Origin of the sequence: Zwartia sp. (assembly GCF_049655405.1) — a bacterium.
Lineage (GTDB): Bacteria > Pseudomonadota > Gammaproteobacteria > Burkholderiales > Burkholderiaceae_B > Zwartia.
Map to the genome: position 1 here is coordinate 268,239 of NZ_JBASJR010000009.1, position 15,049 is coordinate 283,287.

Annotated in this window: 16 protein-coding genes; 4 read left to right on the forward strand and 12 right to left on the reverse strand. The window is 51.4% G+C overall.

All coding sequences use genetic code 11. The annotated features are described in order from the left end of the window. Position 1: 1 nt before the first annotated feature. The 5 genes from WBJ47_RS07135 to WBJ47_RS07155 all read right to left on the reverse strand — a co-directional run bounded on the left by WBJ47_RS07135 (position 2) and on the right by WBJ47_RS07155 (position 4,139). Positions 2-574: an SCO family protein gene (locus tag WBJ47_RS07135; RefSeq protein ID WP_422242897.1), complete on the reverse strand. Its 573-nt coding sequence runs from the start codon at positions 572-574 to the stop codon at positions 2-4. Then, positions 575-1,471, reverse strand: a complete 897-nt coding sequence (cyoE, locus tag WBJ47_RS07140) for a heme o synthase (RefSeq protein WP_422242898.1) — start codon at positions 1,469-1,471, stop codon at positions 575-577. A 93-nt stretch (positions 1,472-1,564) separates the two neighbouring features. Next, positions 1,565-2,587: a COX15/CtaA family protein gene (locus tag WBJ47_RS07145; RefSeq protein ID WP_422242899.1), complete on the reverse strand. Its 1,023-nt coding sequence runs from the start codon at positions 2,585-2,587 to the stop codon at positions 1,565-1,567. A 3-nt stretch (positions 2,588-2,590) separates the two neighbouring features. Further along, positions 2,591-3,169: an SCO family protein gene (locus WBJ47_RS07150; RefSeq protein ID WP_422242982.1), complete on the reverse strand. Its 579-nt coding sequence runs from the start codon at positions 3,167-3,169 to the stop codon at positions 2,591-2,593. A gap of 175 nt (positions 3,170-3,344) precedes the next feature. After that, positions 3,345-4,139, reverse strand: a complete 795-nt coding sequence (locus tag WBJ47_RS07155; protein ID WP_422242900.1) for an SURF1 family protein — start codon at positions 4,137-4,139, stop codon at positions 3,345-3,347. 35 nt (positions 4,140-4,174) lie between these two features. Here WBJ47_RS07155 and WBJ47_RS07160 point away from each other — a divergent pair, with 35 nt between their 5' ends. Further along, entirely contained in the window at positions 4,175-4,378 is a 204-nt protein-coding gene (locus WBJ47_RS07160) for a twin transmembrane helix small protein (protein ID WP_422242901.1), read from the forward strand. 100 nt (positions 4,379-4,478) lie between these two features. On the opposite strand, the gene WBJ47_RS07165 is transcribed toward WBJ47_RS07160, so the two are convergent. From WBJ47_RS07165 to coxB, 5 genes are all read right to left on the reverse strand, one after another. After that, the gene (locus tag WBJ47_RS07165; RefSeq protein WP_422242902.1) at positions 4,479-5,354 is read right to left on the reverse strand and encodes a cytochrome c oxidase subunit 3; all 876 of its coding nucleotides are present in this window, start codon (positions 5,352-5,354) and stop codon (positions 4,479-4,481) included. 35 nt (positions 5,355-5,389) lie between these two features. Next, the gene (locus tag WBJ47_RS07170) at positions 5,390-5,614 is read right to left on the reverse strand and encodes a DUF2970 domain-containing protein (protein ID WP_422242903.1); all 225 of its coding nucleotides are present in this window, start codon (positions 5,612-5,614) and stop codon (positions 5,390-5,392) included. Further along, complete coding sequence (locus tag WBJ47_RS07175; protein WP_424585380.1) at positions 5,611-5,715, reverse strand: cytochrome oxidase small assembly protein; 105 nt, start codon at positions 5,713-5,715, stop codon at positions 5,611-5,613. Before WBJ47_RS07175 ends, WBJ47_RS07170 begins: the two co-directional genes overlap by 4 nt. A gap of 9 nt (positions 5,716-5,724) precedes the next feature. Further along, positions 5,725-7,350 (reverse strand): cytochrome c oxidase subunit I, encoded by a 1,626-nt coding sequence (gene ctaD, locus WBJ47_RS07180; RefSeq protein WP_422242904.1) that lies wholly within the window; start codon positions 7,348-7,350, stop codon positions 5,725-5,727. A gap of 106 nt (positions 7,351-7,456) precedes the next feature. Next, on the reverse strand, positions 7,457-8,614 hold the full coding sequence (coxB, locus tag WBJ47_RS07185; RefSeq protein WP_422242905.1) for a cytochrome c oxidase subunit II: 1,158 nt from the start codon (positions 8,612-8,614) through the stop codon (positions 7,457-7,459). 219 nt (positions 8,615-8,833) lie between these two features. Between coxB and WBJ47_RS07190 the strand changes: the two genes are divergently transcribed. Continuing rightward, the gene (locus WBJ47_RS07190) at positions 8,834-9,679 is read left to right on the forward strand and encodes an NUDIX hydrolase (RefSeq protein ID WP_422242906.1); all 846 of its coding nucleotides are present in this window, start codon (positions 8,834-8,836) and stop codon (positions 9,677-9,679) included. Here WBJ47_RS07190 and WBJ47_RS07195 read toward each other — a convergent pair. Then, positions 9,645-12,170, reverse strand: a complete 2,526-nt coding sequence (locus WBJ47_RS07195) for a cation:proton antiporter (RefSeq protein ID WP_422242907.1) — start codon at positions 12,168-12,170, stop codon at positions 9,645-9,647. The two genes, WBJ47_RS07190 and WBJ47_RS07195, sit on opposite strands and share 35 nt — an antisense overlap. A 54-nt stretch (positions 12,171-12,224) precedes the next feature. Continuing rightward, on the reverse strand, positions 12,225-13,106 hold the full coding sequence (gene rpoH / locus WBJ47_RS07200; protein ID WP_422242908.1) for an RNA polymerase sigma factor RpoH: 882 nt from the start codon (positions 13,104-13,106) through the stop codon (positions 12,225-12,227). A gap of 187 nt (positions 13,107-13,293) precedes the next feature. On the opposite strand from rpoH, the gene WBJ47_RS07205 reads away from it, so the two are divergent. Together WBJ47_RS07205 and WBJ47_RS07210 are read left to right on the forward strand one after the other, a co-directional pair. Continuing rightward, complete coding sequence (locus WBJ47_RS07205; protein WP_422242909.1) at positions 13,294-14,238, forward strand: SdiA-regulated domain-containing protein; 945 nt, start codon at positions 13,294-13,296, stop codon at positions 14,236-14,238. Between the two features lie 21 nt (positions 14,239-14,259). Then, positions 14,260-14,979 carry a hypothetical protein gene (locus tag WBJ47_RS07210; protein WP_422242910.1) on the forward strand — a complete coding sequence of 240 codons (720 nt, stop codon included), beginning with the start codon at positions 14,260-14,262 and terminating at the stop codon, positions 14,977-14,979. The last annotated feature ends 70 nt before the right edge of the window (positions 14,980-15,049 follow it).

Below are 15,049 nucleotides of genomic sequence, written 5' to 3' on the forward strand. Positions count from 1 at the left end.
CCTAGCGCAACAGCGCTTCGATATCATGCGCCACCGCAGGCGCACCCATCGTACTGTTCAACATCACGCGAGCGTCCCCTTTTTTGTCCAATAGATAAAAAGAGGAGCTGTGATCCATTGAGTACGTGCCTTTGGGTCCAGGGACTTTAGCGTAATACGCTTTAAAAGAGCCGGCAGCCGCCTTGATTTGCTCGGCAGAACCGGTCAATCCTAAAAAGCGGGGGTCAAACCCAGAAATATACGCGCGCAGCACTTCTGGTGTGTCGCGCTCAGGGTCCACCGATATCATCAGCACCTGAACCTGGGCTGCACGCTCTCCGAGCAGCTTCATCACCTGTGCGAGCTCTGCCAACGCAGTCGGACACACATCTGGGCATTGAGTGAAGCCAAAAAAAACAAGAGTCACCTTGCCTTGAAAACTGGCTGGTGTGACAGTTTTGCCCTCCATACTGACCAAGGTCCAATTTTGACCAAGCTTAGTACCCGTGATGTCACTGCCTTTAAATTTGATATCACCTGCATCACCACAGGCCGTCAAGATCCATACGCACAAGGCAAACAGTAGCGCTCTCATTTAACGCACCACCACGATCAACCAATGATCGGCAAGCAAGGCGGCAAAAAGCAGCGAGAGATACAAAATCGAAAATCTGAACAACTTGCGTGAAAGCTCATCGCTGTAATGGCGATAAAGTTTCCATGCATACCAGACGAACATCGCACCCAGCACCATCGCGCAGAGCAAATACAACCAACCACTCATGCCAATCACGTAGGGCAAGGCAGTCGTTGCCATGAGGGCAATGCTGTAGAGAAAAATATGTAGCCGCGTAAATTGCTGGCCGTGCGTCACCGGCAGCATCGGTAAACCCGAGTTTTCGTAGTCGCGGGTCCGGTACAAAGCGAGCGCCCAGAAATGTGGTGGTGTCCAAATAAAAATAATCAACACCAGTAACCACGCCTCAGCAGGCACTGCATCCGCGACCGCGGCCCACCCGAGCGCTGGTGGCATTGCACCTGACAAACCACCAATCACAATATTTTGTGGTGTCCGTGGCTTGAGAATCACCGTATAAATCACGGCATAGCCCACAAAGGTTGCAAAGGTTAGCCACATCGTCAGAGGATTGACCCAACGATATAACACCAACATCCCAAGGCCACCCAGCACGCCTGAAAACAACATCACTTGCGCAGAAGAGATAGTGCCTGTCGCTGTGGCCCGTCGGGCTGTGCGCAACATGCGCGCATCAATACGCTGCTCAATCAGGCAATTCACCGCAAAGGCGGCGGCCGCCAGCAACCAAATACCGATCGTGCCCGCGATCACCTTTTGCATATCAGGCAAGGTTGGGGTCGCCAAAAACATACCAATCACCGCGCAAAAGACCGCAAGCTGGGTCACGCGTGGCTTGGTCAGTACGAGGTACTGACGCAGTAGGTTTGGAGGTGTGGCGCTTAGACTAGACATAGTCACTATTTAAATGAAACGTACGCCATTGTAATGGCAAGCTCGCCTAAGCGGCGGCCATCACATGATCGGCTGCCGCTTCGTGCTGATGACCTATCGTTGGGGATTGGTCGCTAATCGGGCGGTATGCCCAAGGCGGAATAGCAATGTCACGGTTGCCAGGACTAAACCTGCAGCTCCGCCATTATGTAAAACAGCAATCAATAGCGGCCATTGAAAAAAGATGGTGGTCAAGCCTGTAAAAAGCTGTGCAATCAACAGGGCAAAGACCAGCTGTGCAGGGCCTTTTAATCCGGGATCTTTCATCAACCGCCAGCTCAGCACACCCATAAAAGCAAAAATCACAAACGCAAAATTACGGTGCACCCAATGGATGCCTGTTAGCGCGGTTTGAGAGATCATCTCGCCACCTGGCATTTCACCCAAGCCACGAATAAGAGAAAAGCCATTCGCTAAATCCATCGGTGGAATCCAACTGCCATTACAAGTTGGAAAGTCCATGCAGGCAAGTGCCGCATAATTGGTGCTCACCCAGCCACCCAGTGCAATCTGCATAAACAGCAACACAAGACCCAGCGCCACCCAAGGCTTATAGCGCAATGAGGCCTGTGACACTGCAGGGTATGCACGCTCACGGGCGGCCAGCCAAGTCATCAAGGCCAAAAGCGACATCCCTCCCAGTAAGTGAGCGGTCACAATCAAGGGCATCAGCTTCATCGTGACGGTCCAAGCGCCAAAGGCACCTTGCAGGCATACCGCAGCCAATGTCACAAAAGCTAATTTGGGTGAGTACTCAAATTTGCTCCGATGGCGCCAGGCCATCCAAGAAATCATAATAATCAGAAAACCCAGTAAAGCACCAACGTAGCGGTGGATCATTTCGATCCATGCTTTAGGCAAGGTCACTGGACCATCAGGCATCACTTGTACAGCTTGTTTAATTGAGTCCAATGCACCAATGGGCGTGACACTGCCATAACAGCCTGGCCAGTCAGGGCAGCCAAGGCCAGAGTCTGTCAGACGCACAAAGGCACCAAACATAATGAGATCAAGCGTCAAAAACCAGGTCAAAAAAACGATCTTTCGATAGCGTTTACTAGTGAGCGTTTCCAACATGACTTAGCCAATCCTTGAGTTCTGGATCAGTTTGCGAATGTCCTTGCGAAAAAGCTCTGGATCAGCAATGGGAGGGTATTGCAAAATGAGGTTGCCCAGCGGATCAATGACCCAAATCAGTGGAGCTAGAGCATTGCGGGCTTGCTCAGGGGTCATTGAGCCTGGTGCACCACCCAGCAAAAACTGCTGGAGCACGACTGGATTGACACGCACCATGACCGTACCCTTGTAAGCCTCCAACACTTTCTCTGGAACGGGTGCATCATCAGTGATAAACCAAACACGGCTCAAGCGCTCAACGTGCTTGCCTTGACTGGCATGGGTATTACGCACGATAAAGAGTTTGCGTGCGCAAGCTTCAGGACATTCGGCAGCATCGGCTGCAAGCATGATCCATTTACCCTTGAGTGAGCTCAAGTCAAAAGGCTTGCCATCTAAGGTTGTCAGGGGGAGGCTTTGTGCTGAAGGCATCGGGCGCTGGGGCTCGATGAGCTGACCGTATGCCGCACTGCCCTCGGGCCGCCACTCAGGATTGAAATACACAAGAAGGGCAGCGATCACGGGTGCCAAACTCATCAGCATGATGATAATGAGAGGCGTTTTAGACCGTAATTTTGTGTTTCCTACAGTCGTTTGTGCAGTTGCTTTTGTTTTTGCGGCGGATTCAGTCACAACAATTCCATCTTCCAGTCATCTACGAGTTTCTAAGCAGTACTTTACAGCGATTCCATGAATATGCAGGAATAGCAGCACGCATTTACGGTGATTGACGTGAGCGCAAGCGACGCCATCCCACCACTACAAAAGCGACCATGACAATGCCTGCAAAACCAAACCATTGCATGGCATAGCCAACATTCTTATCTGAATCAACCGAGGGCTCCGGCCATACACGCTTGAGCCCCTCATTATTTTCTCCAGATTGCTGCATCAATACAGTCGGCAAAAAATTTAAACCCGTTCTTTTTGCATACACTTCAAGGTCAAGGTTTTGCAATCTAGGTAAAAGCACAGGATCAATGACGCCCTCAGTTGGCTGGCTGATGCCTCTCCAACCCTCAGGCAGACTTGCCGCGGCATTCGCTTGACTCGTCCAGAGCTCAAATAGTCTTGGTACTCTGAGTGCCAACTCGCCTTGCAAATGAACGTTAGCGTCAGGAGTTGGTATTTTTGCCACTGGACGGTTGGCGATGGGTCTTTCGATCCAGCCCCTCAAGACCAACACCGCTGTATCCTGGTCCAGTATCAAAGGAGTGGCCAGCCACAAGCCAGGCCGACCCTCAAGGTTCCGATTGTCGAGCAAAACACTCCACTCGCTGCGCCATAACCCATTTACCGTCGCGGGTCGCCAGGCCTTTAGCTCCTCTTCTGTGATATTCGGTGTCAACGCCAAAGGCTCCGCACGCCGCCCAGCATCCAGGGTCGCCGCGATCTGGCGACGCTCTTCGGCGCGGTCTAGCTGCCAGCGACCCAGCATGAGACACACAACTGCTACTACCCCCAACAGTATTAGGGCAATGAAGGTCAGTTTATTGGATGAAGCTTTTGTCATGTCTGCGATAATCTCTACTTTCAGTGAGGACTGTCATGCGTATTCTGGTCATATTCGCGTTCATCGGCATTTTAGGCAGTCTTGGTTCTGCACTGTTTTATCTTATGCGTGACAAAGGGACATCAAATAAAACCGTGAACGCGCTGACTGTACGGATTGGCTTGTCAGTTGCTCTCTTTTTATTCCTACTGTTTTCCCACTGGATGGGCTGGATAGAAACAACTGGTTTTAAGCGCTAATCTTCGATTAAAAAACCTTTGTTGAATAAAAAAGGCCAGCTTCGCGCTGGCCCTTTTAACTTTAGCAACAGATTTTGCTGCCTTGCTGAATACTCAATGCTTAGAACCAGTACACGAACAAGTACAGTCCGAGCCACACCACGTCAACGAAGTGCCAGTACCAAGCGGCACCTTCAAAACCAAAGTGATGATCTGCAGAGAAATGGCCTTTGAGCATGCGGATCAGAATCACAGTCAGCATTGTTGCGCCGAGCAAAACGTGAAAGCCGTGAAAGCCCGTCAACATGTAAAACAATGAGCCGTATGCACCCGAGTCAAAGCGTAAGTTCAGTGACGAGTATGCATAGATATACTCATAGGCCTGACAGCCCACGAAAATGAAGCCAAGCACAATCGTCGCAAACAACCAAAACATCGATTTGCCGCGATGATTTTCACGCAAGGCATGGTGGGAAATCGTCAGGGTCACACCCGAGGCCAACAACAAGGCAGTGTTGATTGTAGGCAACCAGAAGGGGCCCATTGTTTCGAACGCTTCGACCACGCCTGCGGGCCCAAGATTTGGCCATACGGCATTGAAATCAGGCCAGAGCAACTGTTTGTGATCTAAATCACCTAGCCAAGGCATGGTCACAACGCGCGTGTACCAAAGTGCGCCAAAGAACGCGGCAAAGAACATGACTTCGGAGAAAATAAACCAGCTCATGCTCCAGCGATAGGAGGCATCGATCCGCTTGCTGTTTAAACCAGCTTCAGATTCTCTGATCGCGTCGCCAAACCATTTGTACAGCACCACAAACAGACCAAGCAAACCAGCAAAAACAGCCCATTTTCCGGCCTCAATGCTGTTTACCCACGCCGAAGCTCCAAGCATAACGACCAGCAAAGAAATGCTGGCGGTCACTGGATGGGATGAATCCGCTGGCACATAATAATATGGTGCCTCTTTGACGTGTGACGAGTGGGATGCACTCATATTGTTCTCCAGACTACAAGTAATCAAATATTATTCTAGCTGAGACTTGCGATTGCTATTTTGACAATCAGAACAAGACTCACCACAAATATCACTCCAAACAACAACCCGGCGACGATAAGGTGTACGGGATTCAGTTTGGCGATATCTTCTTCGTATCCCTTACCTTTTCTCACTCCAAACATAGCCCAAGAAATAGCCTTGAGCGTTTGAAAAAAGTTTAGTTTTCGCTGGGATAACTTCTTTAAATCCTGACTCATTCTAAAAACTTTCTACCAATCGTCCATCCAAACATCGCGAGGACAAGCACTAGAAAAATCCATCCTGCCCGCTTGTTCTTACGACGTTGTTCTGGAGTCATTTCAAAATCCTATTTGACCTGTGGTGGGGTCTCAAATGTATGGAATGGTGCAGGCGATGGAACAGTCCACTCCAAGCCCTCTGCGCCTTCCCATGGCTTTGCCGGTGCGCGCTCACCCTTGCCGGCATACGCCTTCAGGACGATGTAGAGGAACAATAACTGTGACAAACCGAACCAAAACGCACCAAGTGTCGCAATCTGATGGAAGTCGGTGAACTGCGCAGCATAGTCGGCATAACGACGTGGCATACCTGCCAAGCCCATAAAGTGCATGGGGAAGAAGGTGATGTTGAACGAGATCATGCTCATCCAGAAGTGCCACTTACCTAGGCGCTCATCGTACATATAGCCAGACCACTTTGGCAGCCAATAGTATGTACCCGCAAACAAAGCGAACAAGGAGCCTGCCACCAAGACATAGTGGAAATGCGCCACCACGTAATACGTGTCATGAACTTGAATATCAATCGGCGCCATGGACAGGATCAATCCAGTAAAGCCACCAATCGTAAACACGAAGATAAAGCCGACTGCAAACAGCATCGGTGTTTCAAAGGTCATTGAGCCGCGCCACATGGTGGCTACCCAGTTAAAGACCTTGACGCCGGTTGGGATCGAAATCAACATCGTTGCGTACATAAAGTACAGCTGAGCCGTCACAGGCATACCTGTGGCAAACATGTGGTGCGCCCAAACGATGAAGGAAAGAATCGCAATCGAGGCAGTGGCATACACCATTGAGGCATAACCAAACAGCTGCTTGCGGGCAAATGCGGGCACGATGGCAGAAACGATACCAAAAGCCGGCAAAATCATGATGTACACCTCAGGGTGCCCGAAGAACCAGAAAATATGCTGGTACAACACGGGATCACCACCAACTGCGGCGTTGAAAAAGCCAGTGCCAAAGTGACGGTCAGTCAACACCATCGTGATAGCTGCGGCCAACACAGGCATCACAGCGATCAAGAGATAAGCTGTAATCAACCATGTCCAGCAGAACAAAGGCATTTTCATCAAGGTCATGCCTGGCGCGCGCATGTTCAAGATTGTGACCACGATGTTGATCGCGCCCATGATGGATGAAGCGCCCATAATATGAATGGCAAAAATCGCCAAGTCCATACCAGGACCCATTTGAGCAGTCAGCGGTGCGTACAACGTCCAACCTGCGGCTGTTGCGCCACCGGGAACAAAAAACGAAGCAGTCAAAAGGATGGCCGCGACTGGCAACAACCAGAAACTGAAGTTGTTCATACGGGCAAATGCCATATCAGAGGCGCCGATTTGCAGCGGCACCATCCAGTTAGCAAAGCCTACGAACGCCGGCATAATCGCGCCAAACACCATGATCAAACCATGCATGGTTGTGAACTGGTTGAACAACTCGGGGCGGAAAAACTGAAGACCTGGCTCAAACAACTCTGTGCGCAACAACAGCGCAAGAGCGCCGCCTTCGAGCAACATGGTGAAAGAGAAAATCAGATACATCGTGCCGATGTCTTTGTGGTTGGTTGCAAACAACCAACGGCGCCACCCATGCAACGACGGACCGTGATGGTCGTGATCGTGTGCATGATCGTGGTCATGACCGTGGCCGTGGCCACCAACGTGATCTGCTGGAATGCTACTCATGGCGAACTCCTATCCTGCTTAGGCCTCCCTCACCTTGTAGGTGAGGTCGACGATCTATACGAATTGATCCGAATAACTTAACCAATAACACTCTCAATGCACTGACTTAGCGCGCTGCTTTGACGTCTGCAGGCGAAATCACAGGGTCTTTGCCCTTGCCTGCATTGGTCCAGGAAGCACGCGTATACGTAATCACTGCAGCGATCTCTACATCATTTAACTGCGGAGCAAATGACGCCATCGCGGTACCTGGCTTGCCCTTCAACAAAATCTCAATGTTTGCTGCTTTGGGACCCATCACAAGGGCACTTGCGTCCAGCGCAGGGAAAGCACCCATGACACCTTTACCGCTACCTTGGTGACACGCAACGCAATTAGCCGCATACACCTTTTCACCACGCGAAACCAATTCAGCCGCTGTCCATTCTTTGCTTGGATCATCCGCTGCAGCCATCAAGAGTTTTTTCTGTTCTGCAGACCATTTCGCGTAATCCGCCTCAGACACAACCTTTACAACGATTGGCATGAAAGCATGGTCTTTACCGCACAACTCTGTACATTGACCGCGGTACTCACCGATCTTGTCGGCGCGGAACCATGTATTGCGCACAAAGCCGGGAATGGCGTCTTGCTTGACGGCAAGCTCTGGCACCATCCATGAGTGGATGACGTCAGCTGCGGTCACTGCCAGACGGATTTTCTTACCCACTGGAACAACCAGAGGATTATCCACTTCCATCAGATAGAACTGTCCTTTTGGCTCTTTGTTCTCGATCTGAGCACGGGGGGTAGACAGGTTGGAGAGGATTTTCACACCCGTTGCTGGACCGTCGATATACTCATAGCCCCATTTCCACTGGTACCCAGTGACTTTGATGGTCAAGTCTGCGCCGCTAGTGTCTTTCATGGCAACGACCGTGCGGGTTGCCGGCAAGGCCATGGCAATCACAATCAGGAACGGAACCACTGTCCATGCCACCTCAACCCCCATGTGCTCATGGAAAGTCGCAGGCTTGGCGCCACGTGATTTACGGTGGGCCCAGATCGAGTAAAACATGACGCCAAACACTGCAACGAAGATCACCATACAGATGATCAACATAAACCAGTGCAGCCAAGCCACATCGCGAGCGATCTGGTTCACCCCTTCCGGGAGATTGAGCTGATTGACGCGTGGCCCACCAGGCATGTCTTGTACTTGCGCACTTGCGATGCCCATGAAAAGCATGGCACAGGCGCCCAGTAACCCTCTCAACTTCTTCATGCTGACCTCTAAACACATCGCACGTTGGGCGAATCAGGCGCAATACAGCTGTAAAACACTGCTTGCGAGACCGCCCTGCGCAAAATTATTGTATGGCTAACCACCAGAGAAAACCCTTTAGGATTAGCACGTATCGCAAAGAAACGATGGTGATTGTAGCGCAGGCTTGCCATCCCTGCTGCACTACAATCCCTTTACCCTATCAGGCGTATGCCCAACATGACAAAGTCAGCGTTTTTTCTTTCTCGCCAAAGCCTTTTTCCCCTTTTAAAGGGCTTTCTTGCGCGCGCCACACAAACACCCATCCAAGGCTCTTTGGCTTTGTTTATCGGTGCTGAGCGTTGCGGCTGGCTTTTTCCAGGCGCCGCGCAGGCACTATCCGGGTTGCCAGGCGTGCGGCTCACTTCAAATTCAGCACATTTTGGCGAAAATCTACCGGCTGGCGAGCCGCTCGACGCTTTTTTAGCCGACATTGCATTAAGGCTTAGGGCGGCCGGGTGTGCGCCCGGGTGGAGAAACGAGTTATTGGATGTCTGGGCTCAAGACGAAAAGCACCCAAATCACCCACAGAAACGTGTTGCCGCAATTGAACGCGGCGTCATGCGCCCCCTGGGTCTCATGACACAAGCCGTGCATCTCAGCGGGTGGTCTGAGGACGGTCGCTTGTGGGTCGCGCGACGCGCCCTCACCAAGGCGACCGATCCCGGCATGTGGGATACGCTCGTCGGAGGACTGGTTGGGAATTTCGAGGATCCGGACGACGCACTTGTACGAGAGTCAGACGAAGAAGCGGGACTTGATGCGCCAGATATCATTGCGCGCACCCCTCTGCGCACCATTGCGCATATGAAGCGCCAGATTCCAGAAGGCTTTCAACTAGAGGCCGTCCTCACCTGCGAGTGCGTGCTGGCACCCCATGTCACACCACGCAACCGCGATGGCGAAGTGATGGATATACAACTGCTCGACACTGAGACTCTTTACAAACTACTCAAAGAGGACGCGTTTACTCTTGAGGCGTCCATCGTCATCACTGAGGACTTGCTGAATCGGGCGGCGGACTAGACTGATGCGCTCGCCAAACCTCAAGCGCGCGTAAACGTTGTTTGGCAACGAGTTCGATCGCATCTTTTATAGCGGGATCCTGCAACAGAAGCTGATCAAAGTCCTTGGCGGGCAAGCACAATACTTTGCTGTAACCGAGGGACCGGACCTCAAAGTTTTCCGGCACATCGTGGTTGAGCAAATACATTTCGCCAAAAAACTCACCGGAGCCAAGCTCCACATGCGTACCATCCGGCAGCAAAATAGTGACCGCCCCGGAGGCCACAACATACAAGCCGAAGGGTGGTGCCTTTTGGCCCCAAATCAGCTGATCTGGCAAAAATAAACGCGGCGTCAACATCTTGGTCACCGCACGCTGCGCATCGACAGGCAGGCCACTTAAAAGCGGCACGCGCGCGACGAGCTCGGAGGCCCCCATTTCGATATCAAGCGGCGCATCATGATCCAGAAATGCCCATCGCTTGGTGACTTGATCGGACAGGCTTTCGTAGACCTCACCGCTAATGAGCGATTGATCAAACATTTCGCCGTAACGCTCACGCTCCAACCGTCTGGCGATTCGCCCTAGATAATGCTCCTGCATCCAGAGTGAATACTTTGGATACTGTAGGGCCAGTGCTTGCAAGGCCTCGCGAATCTGCGAGAGACGCTCAGCATGCAGCTCCGTTATTCGCGCAGAGGCTTCCTCCCCTAAAATTTCAGGAAGCTTCTTGCCAACAAAGTCCAGCAGCTGCTGCGAGATTGATCGCATACACATGAGTGCGACAAAACGTTGACTCAACTCATAGGCAAGCCAACGCTGCACACCAAAAATCTCATACACGCGCATTGCCTGCCTGAAGCGGCGTGGATACCGCATCGCGCGCACAGTGCTTGATTCAAATCCTCTCACGCCTCTCAGACGCACAGACTCTTCGAGTCGCTCGGCGCGACCCAACAAACGCTCGGCCATGTTGCGATCGATAATTTGATGTTTCAACACATCAAAATAGCGCTCATACTCTCTGCGGGCCAAGATCGTGAGGCCGAGATCAATGCGCTCTTTGAGAGAAAAGTGTTCGATGTGTAAATCGCTCCCCTCCTCGATGCTTTTATCAAACGCGGAATAGACTCTCTCTCGGGCAGCGCTTGAGACTTGTTCGGCGCGCGCGATCTCGTCGGTCTCCTGCTGAATCATTGCCGTCGCCACAATGACAGCCTGATTGCGTAGCGCCCGCTCTTTTTTTGTCAGTAAATTCAGCCCTAACATTTTAATAACGGGCTGAAGCGAGAGACCATTGATAAAAAGTGTCGCCAGCACAAAGCCTGTGACCGTGATGGCAATAAATTCTCGCGCCTCAATAGGCAAACTCGTTCGCTCAGTGACAGCCAATGCGAGTGCAAGCGACAAAGCGCCTCGCAAACCTCCCCACCACAACACCACTCTAAAGCGGGTACCGATTCTTGCGCCTAGACCTGAAAAAGAAAGCAGAGGGACCAAACCAAACACAACAATCGCCCGCGCCAACAGCGTCGAGATAAAGACTAAAAGCACATAAAAAAGATGAATCCAAGTCGCCTGTTCCATGACTTTTGGAATCAACATCGCCGCGAACAGAAAAATCAGTGAGTTTGCCCAAAAGCCAAACTGATGCCAGGATTGAGACAGCGTCACAAAAGTCGTAGGTGCCATACGGGTTCGGCCCGTAGAGCCCACCACTAAACCCGCCACGACAGTTGCCACCACGCCTGAGACATGAAGGTAATGTTCAGAGACAAAATAAGACAGGTAAGCCACAGAGATCGTTAATGAAATTTCTGCAGCAGGCCAACCGCGCAACAATGGAAAAGACAGGCAAGCCAACCGCGCAAGTAGAAACCCCGTCAACCCTCCGCCTAAGAATAAATATAGGAAATTTTGCGACAACGAACCAAAGCTCAATTCGGTCGAGTGGGACAAAACGCCCATTAATGCTGCATACAGCGCAATCGCTGCCGCATCGTTCAATAAACTTTCGCCTTCTACCAGTGTGTTGAGCCTTGCAGGCGCGCCCACTTCTTTAAATATCCCGATCACAGCTGCGGGGTCTGTTGTTGCAACGATTGAGCCGAGCAACAGGCAAACCACCAAACTGAAGCCAGAAACTTGGGAAAGTACCGCCCCCACAAAGACGGTACTGATAATGACCGCGACGACCGCCATCATCAATATAGGGCCTAAGTCATCCAGTAATTTGCGCACGTTCATCGCAAGCGCTGCCTCAAACAACAGAATTGGCAGGAATACGACCAAAAAGGTCTCGGAAGACACCTCAAACGTGCTCAAAATAGAGAGAAATTCACCTAAAACGGGGGGTGCCCATTGATGAACATGCGAGACGTAACCCAGCACGCAACCAGCAATTGCAAGAAAAACGGAATAAGGGAGTTTGACCCGCCCTGCTAGGGGCGGCATGAAGCACACGAGGGCAAGTAGCCCCGTGAGCCCAAATACAAATGAATTGATATCCATACCGTCAGATTCCGTCAGAACCTTATGGTAAGGGATGTTGACGAATTTTTGACTTTAGTTTGCTAAGGCCAAGCGCATTTTCTTCATGGCGGCGACTTCGATTTGACGAATACGCTCTGCGGAAACGCCAAACTCGGCGGCCAGCTCATGCAGTGTGGCGCCTCCTTCGTCTTGCAGCCAACGGGCTTGAACGATGCGACGCGAACGAGGATCTAAGGCATCCAGGGCACGATCTAAACCCGCACCGCGCATCAAGTCTTCGGCGCGGCGCTCGAGAACCTGTGTCGGATCTGTATGTCCCTCGTCAGACAAGTAGGCGATTGGCGCATAGGAATCTTCATCATCATCCTGATTTTCGAGAGACATTTCTCGACCAGAAAGACGCACTTCCATTTCCCGAACGTCTTCAGAACGCACGTTCAGATGCGCCGCGATCTCATCGACTTGTTTTGAATCAAGCGTCTGACCATCTGGACGCATACTGCGTAAATTAAAAAACAACTTGCGCTGGGCTTTGGTCGTGGCGACCTTCACCATGCGCCAGTTACGCACGATGTACTCATGGATTTCAGCTTTAATCCAATGAACGGCAAATGAAACCAGCCTGACTCCACGTTCTGGGTCAAAGCGTTTGACTGCCTTCATCAAACCAACGTTACCTTCCTGAATCAAGTCTGCGTGAGGTAAGCCGTAGCCGAGGTATTGGCGGGCAACGGACACCACAAGTCTCAGATGCGACAGCACAAGCTCACGCGCCGCAGAAATATCTTGTTCGTCTCGTAAACGACGGGCAAGCGCGCTCTCATGCTCCGGCGTCAGCACGGGCAAGCGATTGACTGTCGAAATATAGGCCTCAATCGTTCCCAGCGAACCGGGATTGGAAATGGCCATTGCGATTTGACTGGGTTGCAAGGTTAAAGCTGCCGTATTTGTCATGAACATAGACTCCTGTATTCGAGGCGCCATCTGAAGCTTGATATTAGCACTCGAGCGCTGCGAGTGCCAATATGACGGTTTTATATGTCAAAAGTTCCGTATTGTTCGCTAGAGTGTTAATCTGAGGGGTAGTTTTTGCGTGGCCATTATTCGTTTCTCGCCACATGGTTTGTCCCTGGATTTGGGTATGTCCGACTTAGTCAAGTTTCTCTCCAAAATTTTGCTTGCCTGCCTACTGGTCATTGCCGTGGGCTGGTCGACCTACATCGGCGTGCGCTACTACCATGCCGAACAAGTGGCGTATCGCTGGATTTCAGGTCTTGCAGCCAAGCAGGCAGAGTGGGAAAAGAAGATTACGGCTGAGGGTGGCAACACGCTGACAGGCTTTGCAACCCCCGATCAACCTCGCCCTGTTCTGGGGCTTGAGGGCAAGTTCGCGGGCCTCACTTATGACCCGCTTCAAAAGCGACTTTTAGGCGTTGTGAACAAGCCAACGGCCATCGTTGCGCTTTCTATTGATGGTCAATTACTCGCAACCTATCCTCTCAAAGGCATGTCTGATGTGAATGGCATTGCCTGGATGGGGGGCAATCGCATTGCGCTTGTCAATGGCAAGCGTAACCGTGTTGTATTGACAGAGATTCCCACGACGGCCCAAACGCTCGATGTCACTCGTGCATTTGCCTTACTTTTACGCTTTGGTGAAGGTGAAGACGCCAACCAAGGTTTTAACGGCCTTGGTTACGATCTCAAACGCGACCGACTCTATATCTCCAAAGAACACAGTCCGAGAACGCTTTATCGAGTCAGCGGACTGAATTATCTTCAGGCACCTGACTCCCGCGGCCTTAGAATTGAGAACATCAGCTATTGGTTGGATGACGTTCCTTTTGCGACCGACCTGTCTTCTGTTGAGGCGGATCCTTCTAATGGGCGCGTGTATCTTCTGAGTGAAGAATCTCAAATGATTGTTCAGCTAGATGGAGATAGCGGCCAGGGCCGTGGCATGCTTTCCCTTTCTCCCAAAGGGCTCAAACCGATGCCGCGCCCCGAGGGGATTGCCACAGATGACGCTGGCAATCTCTACATCGTGAGCGAACCTAACCTTTTTTATCGGCTTAAAAAGCCCTGAGTTTTCGTTTGATGGACGATCATGGCTAGACAACCCCGGCTTTACGCAGCGGGTTATGCCCAGCTTCTCAGCATTGACTTTTCTGAGCCTGCTCAGCGTTCCTTTCAGTCGCCCGGTGAGCCTCCTTTTCATGATTTGTTGTTGTGGCTGGGTCAAGCAGCATCCACCTACAAGGTTGCAGTCCATGGATGGTCGATATGCCCTCGCGCGCTTAACCTTCTCGCCACGCCCGAACAAGAAGACAGTCTCCCTTCTTTGGTTCAGGCACTTGGGCGTAAGTTTGCGGCTCGACTTCAATCTGGTAGTGTTTTTTCTGGCAGATACCACTCCACGATTCCGCAACCAGGCCTTTGGGTACTGCCAGCTTTAATTTGGCTTGAACAGCAACCGTTACGCGACAACTTGGTTGACGATGCCCAAGCATGGCTATGGTCCTCTGCCCGCTTGCATACTGGAGTGCCCAGCACGCCGCTGACTTGGCTACAGCCCCATCCTGATTATTGGCTCTGCGGCAATACCCCCTTTGATCGTCAAGCCAATTATCGTCGAATGTTGACAGCGGGCCTACCGACTTCTTCTGAACGACTAATCGCCTTTTCTCTGAGAGGACAATGGGCACTCGGCGATCAAGGATTTATTGCCGAGCTACAAAAAATTGCGACTCGGCGAGTGAGCCCAGGCACGCGTGGACGCCCAAAGAAAAATGATCCGTCCCCATTAAATTTTAATAAAAAAATATAGCCATTTAAATAGGGACGCACCCCTTTTTATTTTCTTGCATGCTCGGGTTTTCACGGGTATTGTTACGCCC

What these genes read in the sequence shown, in the direction of transcription:
- WBJ47_RS07135 (WP_422242897.1), bottom strand. Translation starts at nt 574, where the DNA reads ATGAGAGCGCTACTGTTTGCCTTGTGCGTATGGATCTTGACGGCCTGT.
- cyoE (WP_422242898.1), bottom strand. Translation starts at nt 1,471, where the DNA reads ATGTCTAGTCTAAGCGCCACACCTCCAAACCTACTGCGTCAGTACCTC.
- WBJ47_RS07145 (WP_422242899.1), bottom strand. Translation starts at nt 2,587, where the DNA reads ATGTTGGAAACGCTCACTAGTAAACGCTATCGAAAGATCGTTTTTTTG.
- WBJ47_RS07150 (WP_422242982.1), bottom strand. Translation starts at nt 3,169, where the DNA reads ATGCTGATGAGTTTGGCACCCGTGATCGCTGCCCTTCTTGTGTATTTC.
- WBJ47_RS07155 (WP_422242900.1), bottom strand. Translation starts at nt 4,139, where the DNA reads ATGACAAAAGCTTCATCCAATAAACTGACCTTCATTGCCCTAATACTG.
- WBJ47_RS07160 (WP_422242901.1), top strand. Translation starts at nt 4,175, where the DNA reads ATGCGTATTCTGGTCATATTCGCGTTCATCGGCATTTTAGGCAGTCTT.
- WBJ47_RS07165 (WP_422242902.1), bottom strand. Translation starts at nt 5,354, where the DNA reads ATGAGTGCATCCCACTCGTCACACGTCAAAGAGGCACCATATTATTAT.
- WBJ47_RS07170 (WP_422242903.1), bottom strand. Translation starts at nt 5,614, where the DNA reads ATGAGTCAGGATTTAAAGAAGTTATCCCAGCGAAAACTAAACTTTTTT.
- WBJ47_RS07175 (WP_424585380.1), bottom strand. Translation starts at nt 5,715, where the DNA reads ATGACTCCAGAACAACGTCGTAAGAACAAGCGGGCAGGATGGATTTTT.
- ctaD (WP_422242904.1), bottom strand. Translation starts at nt 7,350, where the DNA reads ATGAGTAGCATTCCAGCAGATCACGTTGGTGGCCACGGCCACGGTCAT.
- coxB (WP_422242905.1), bottom strand. Translation starts at nt 8,614, where the DNA reads ATGAAGAAGTTGAGAGGGTTACTGGGCGCCTGTGCCATGCTTTTCATG.
- WBJ47_RS07190 (WP_422242906.1), top strand. Translation starts at nt 8,834, where the DNA reads ATGACAAAGTCAGCGTTTTTTCTTTCTCGCCAAAGCCTTTTTCCCCTT.
- WBJ47_RS07195 (WP_422242907.1), bottom strand. Translation starts at nt 12,170, where the DNA reads ATGGATATCAATTCATTTGTATTTGGGCTCACGGGGCTACTTGCCCTC.
- rpoH (WP_422242908.1), bottom strand. Translation starts at nt 13,106, where the DNA reads ATGACAAATACGGCAGCTTTAACCTTGCAACCCAGTCAAATCGCAATG.
- WBJ47_RS07205 (WP_422242909.1), top strand. Translation starts at nt 13,294, where the DNA reads ATGTCCGACTTAGTCAAGTTTCTCTCCAAAATTTTGCTTGCCTGCCTA.
- WBJ47_RS07210 (WP_422242910.1), top strand. Translation starts at nt 14,260, where the DNA reads ATGGCTAGACAACCCCGGCTTTACGCAGCGGGTTATGCCCAGCTTCTC.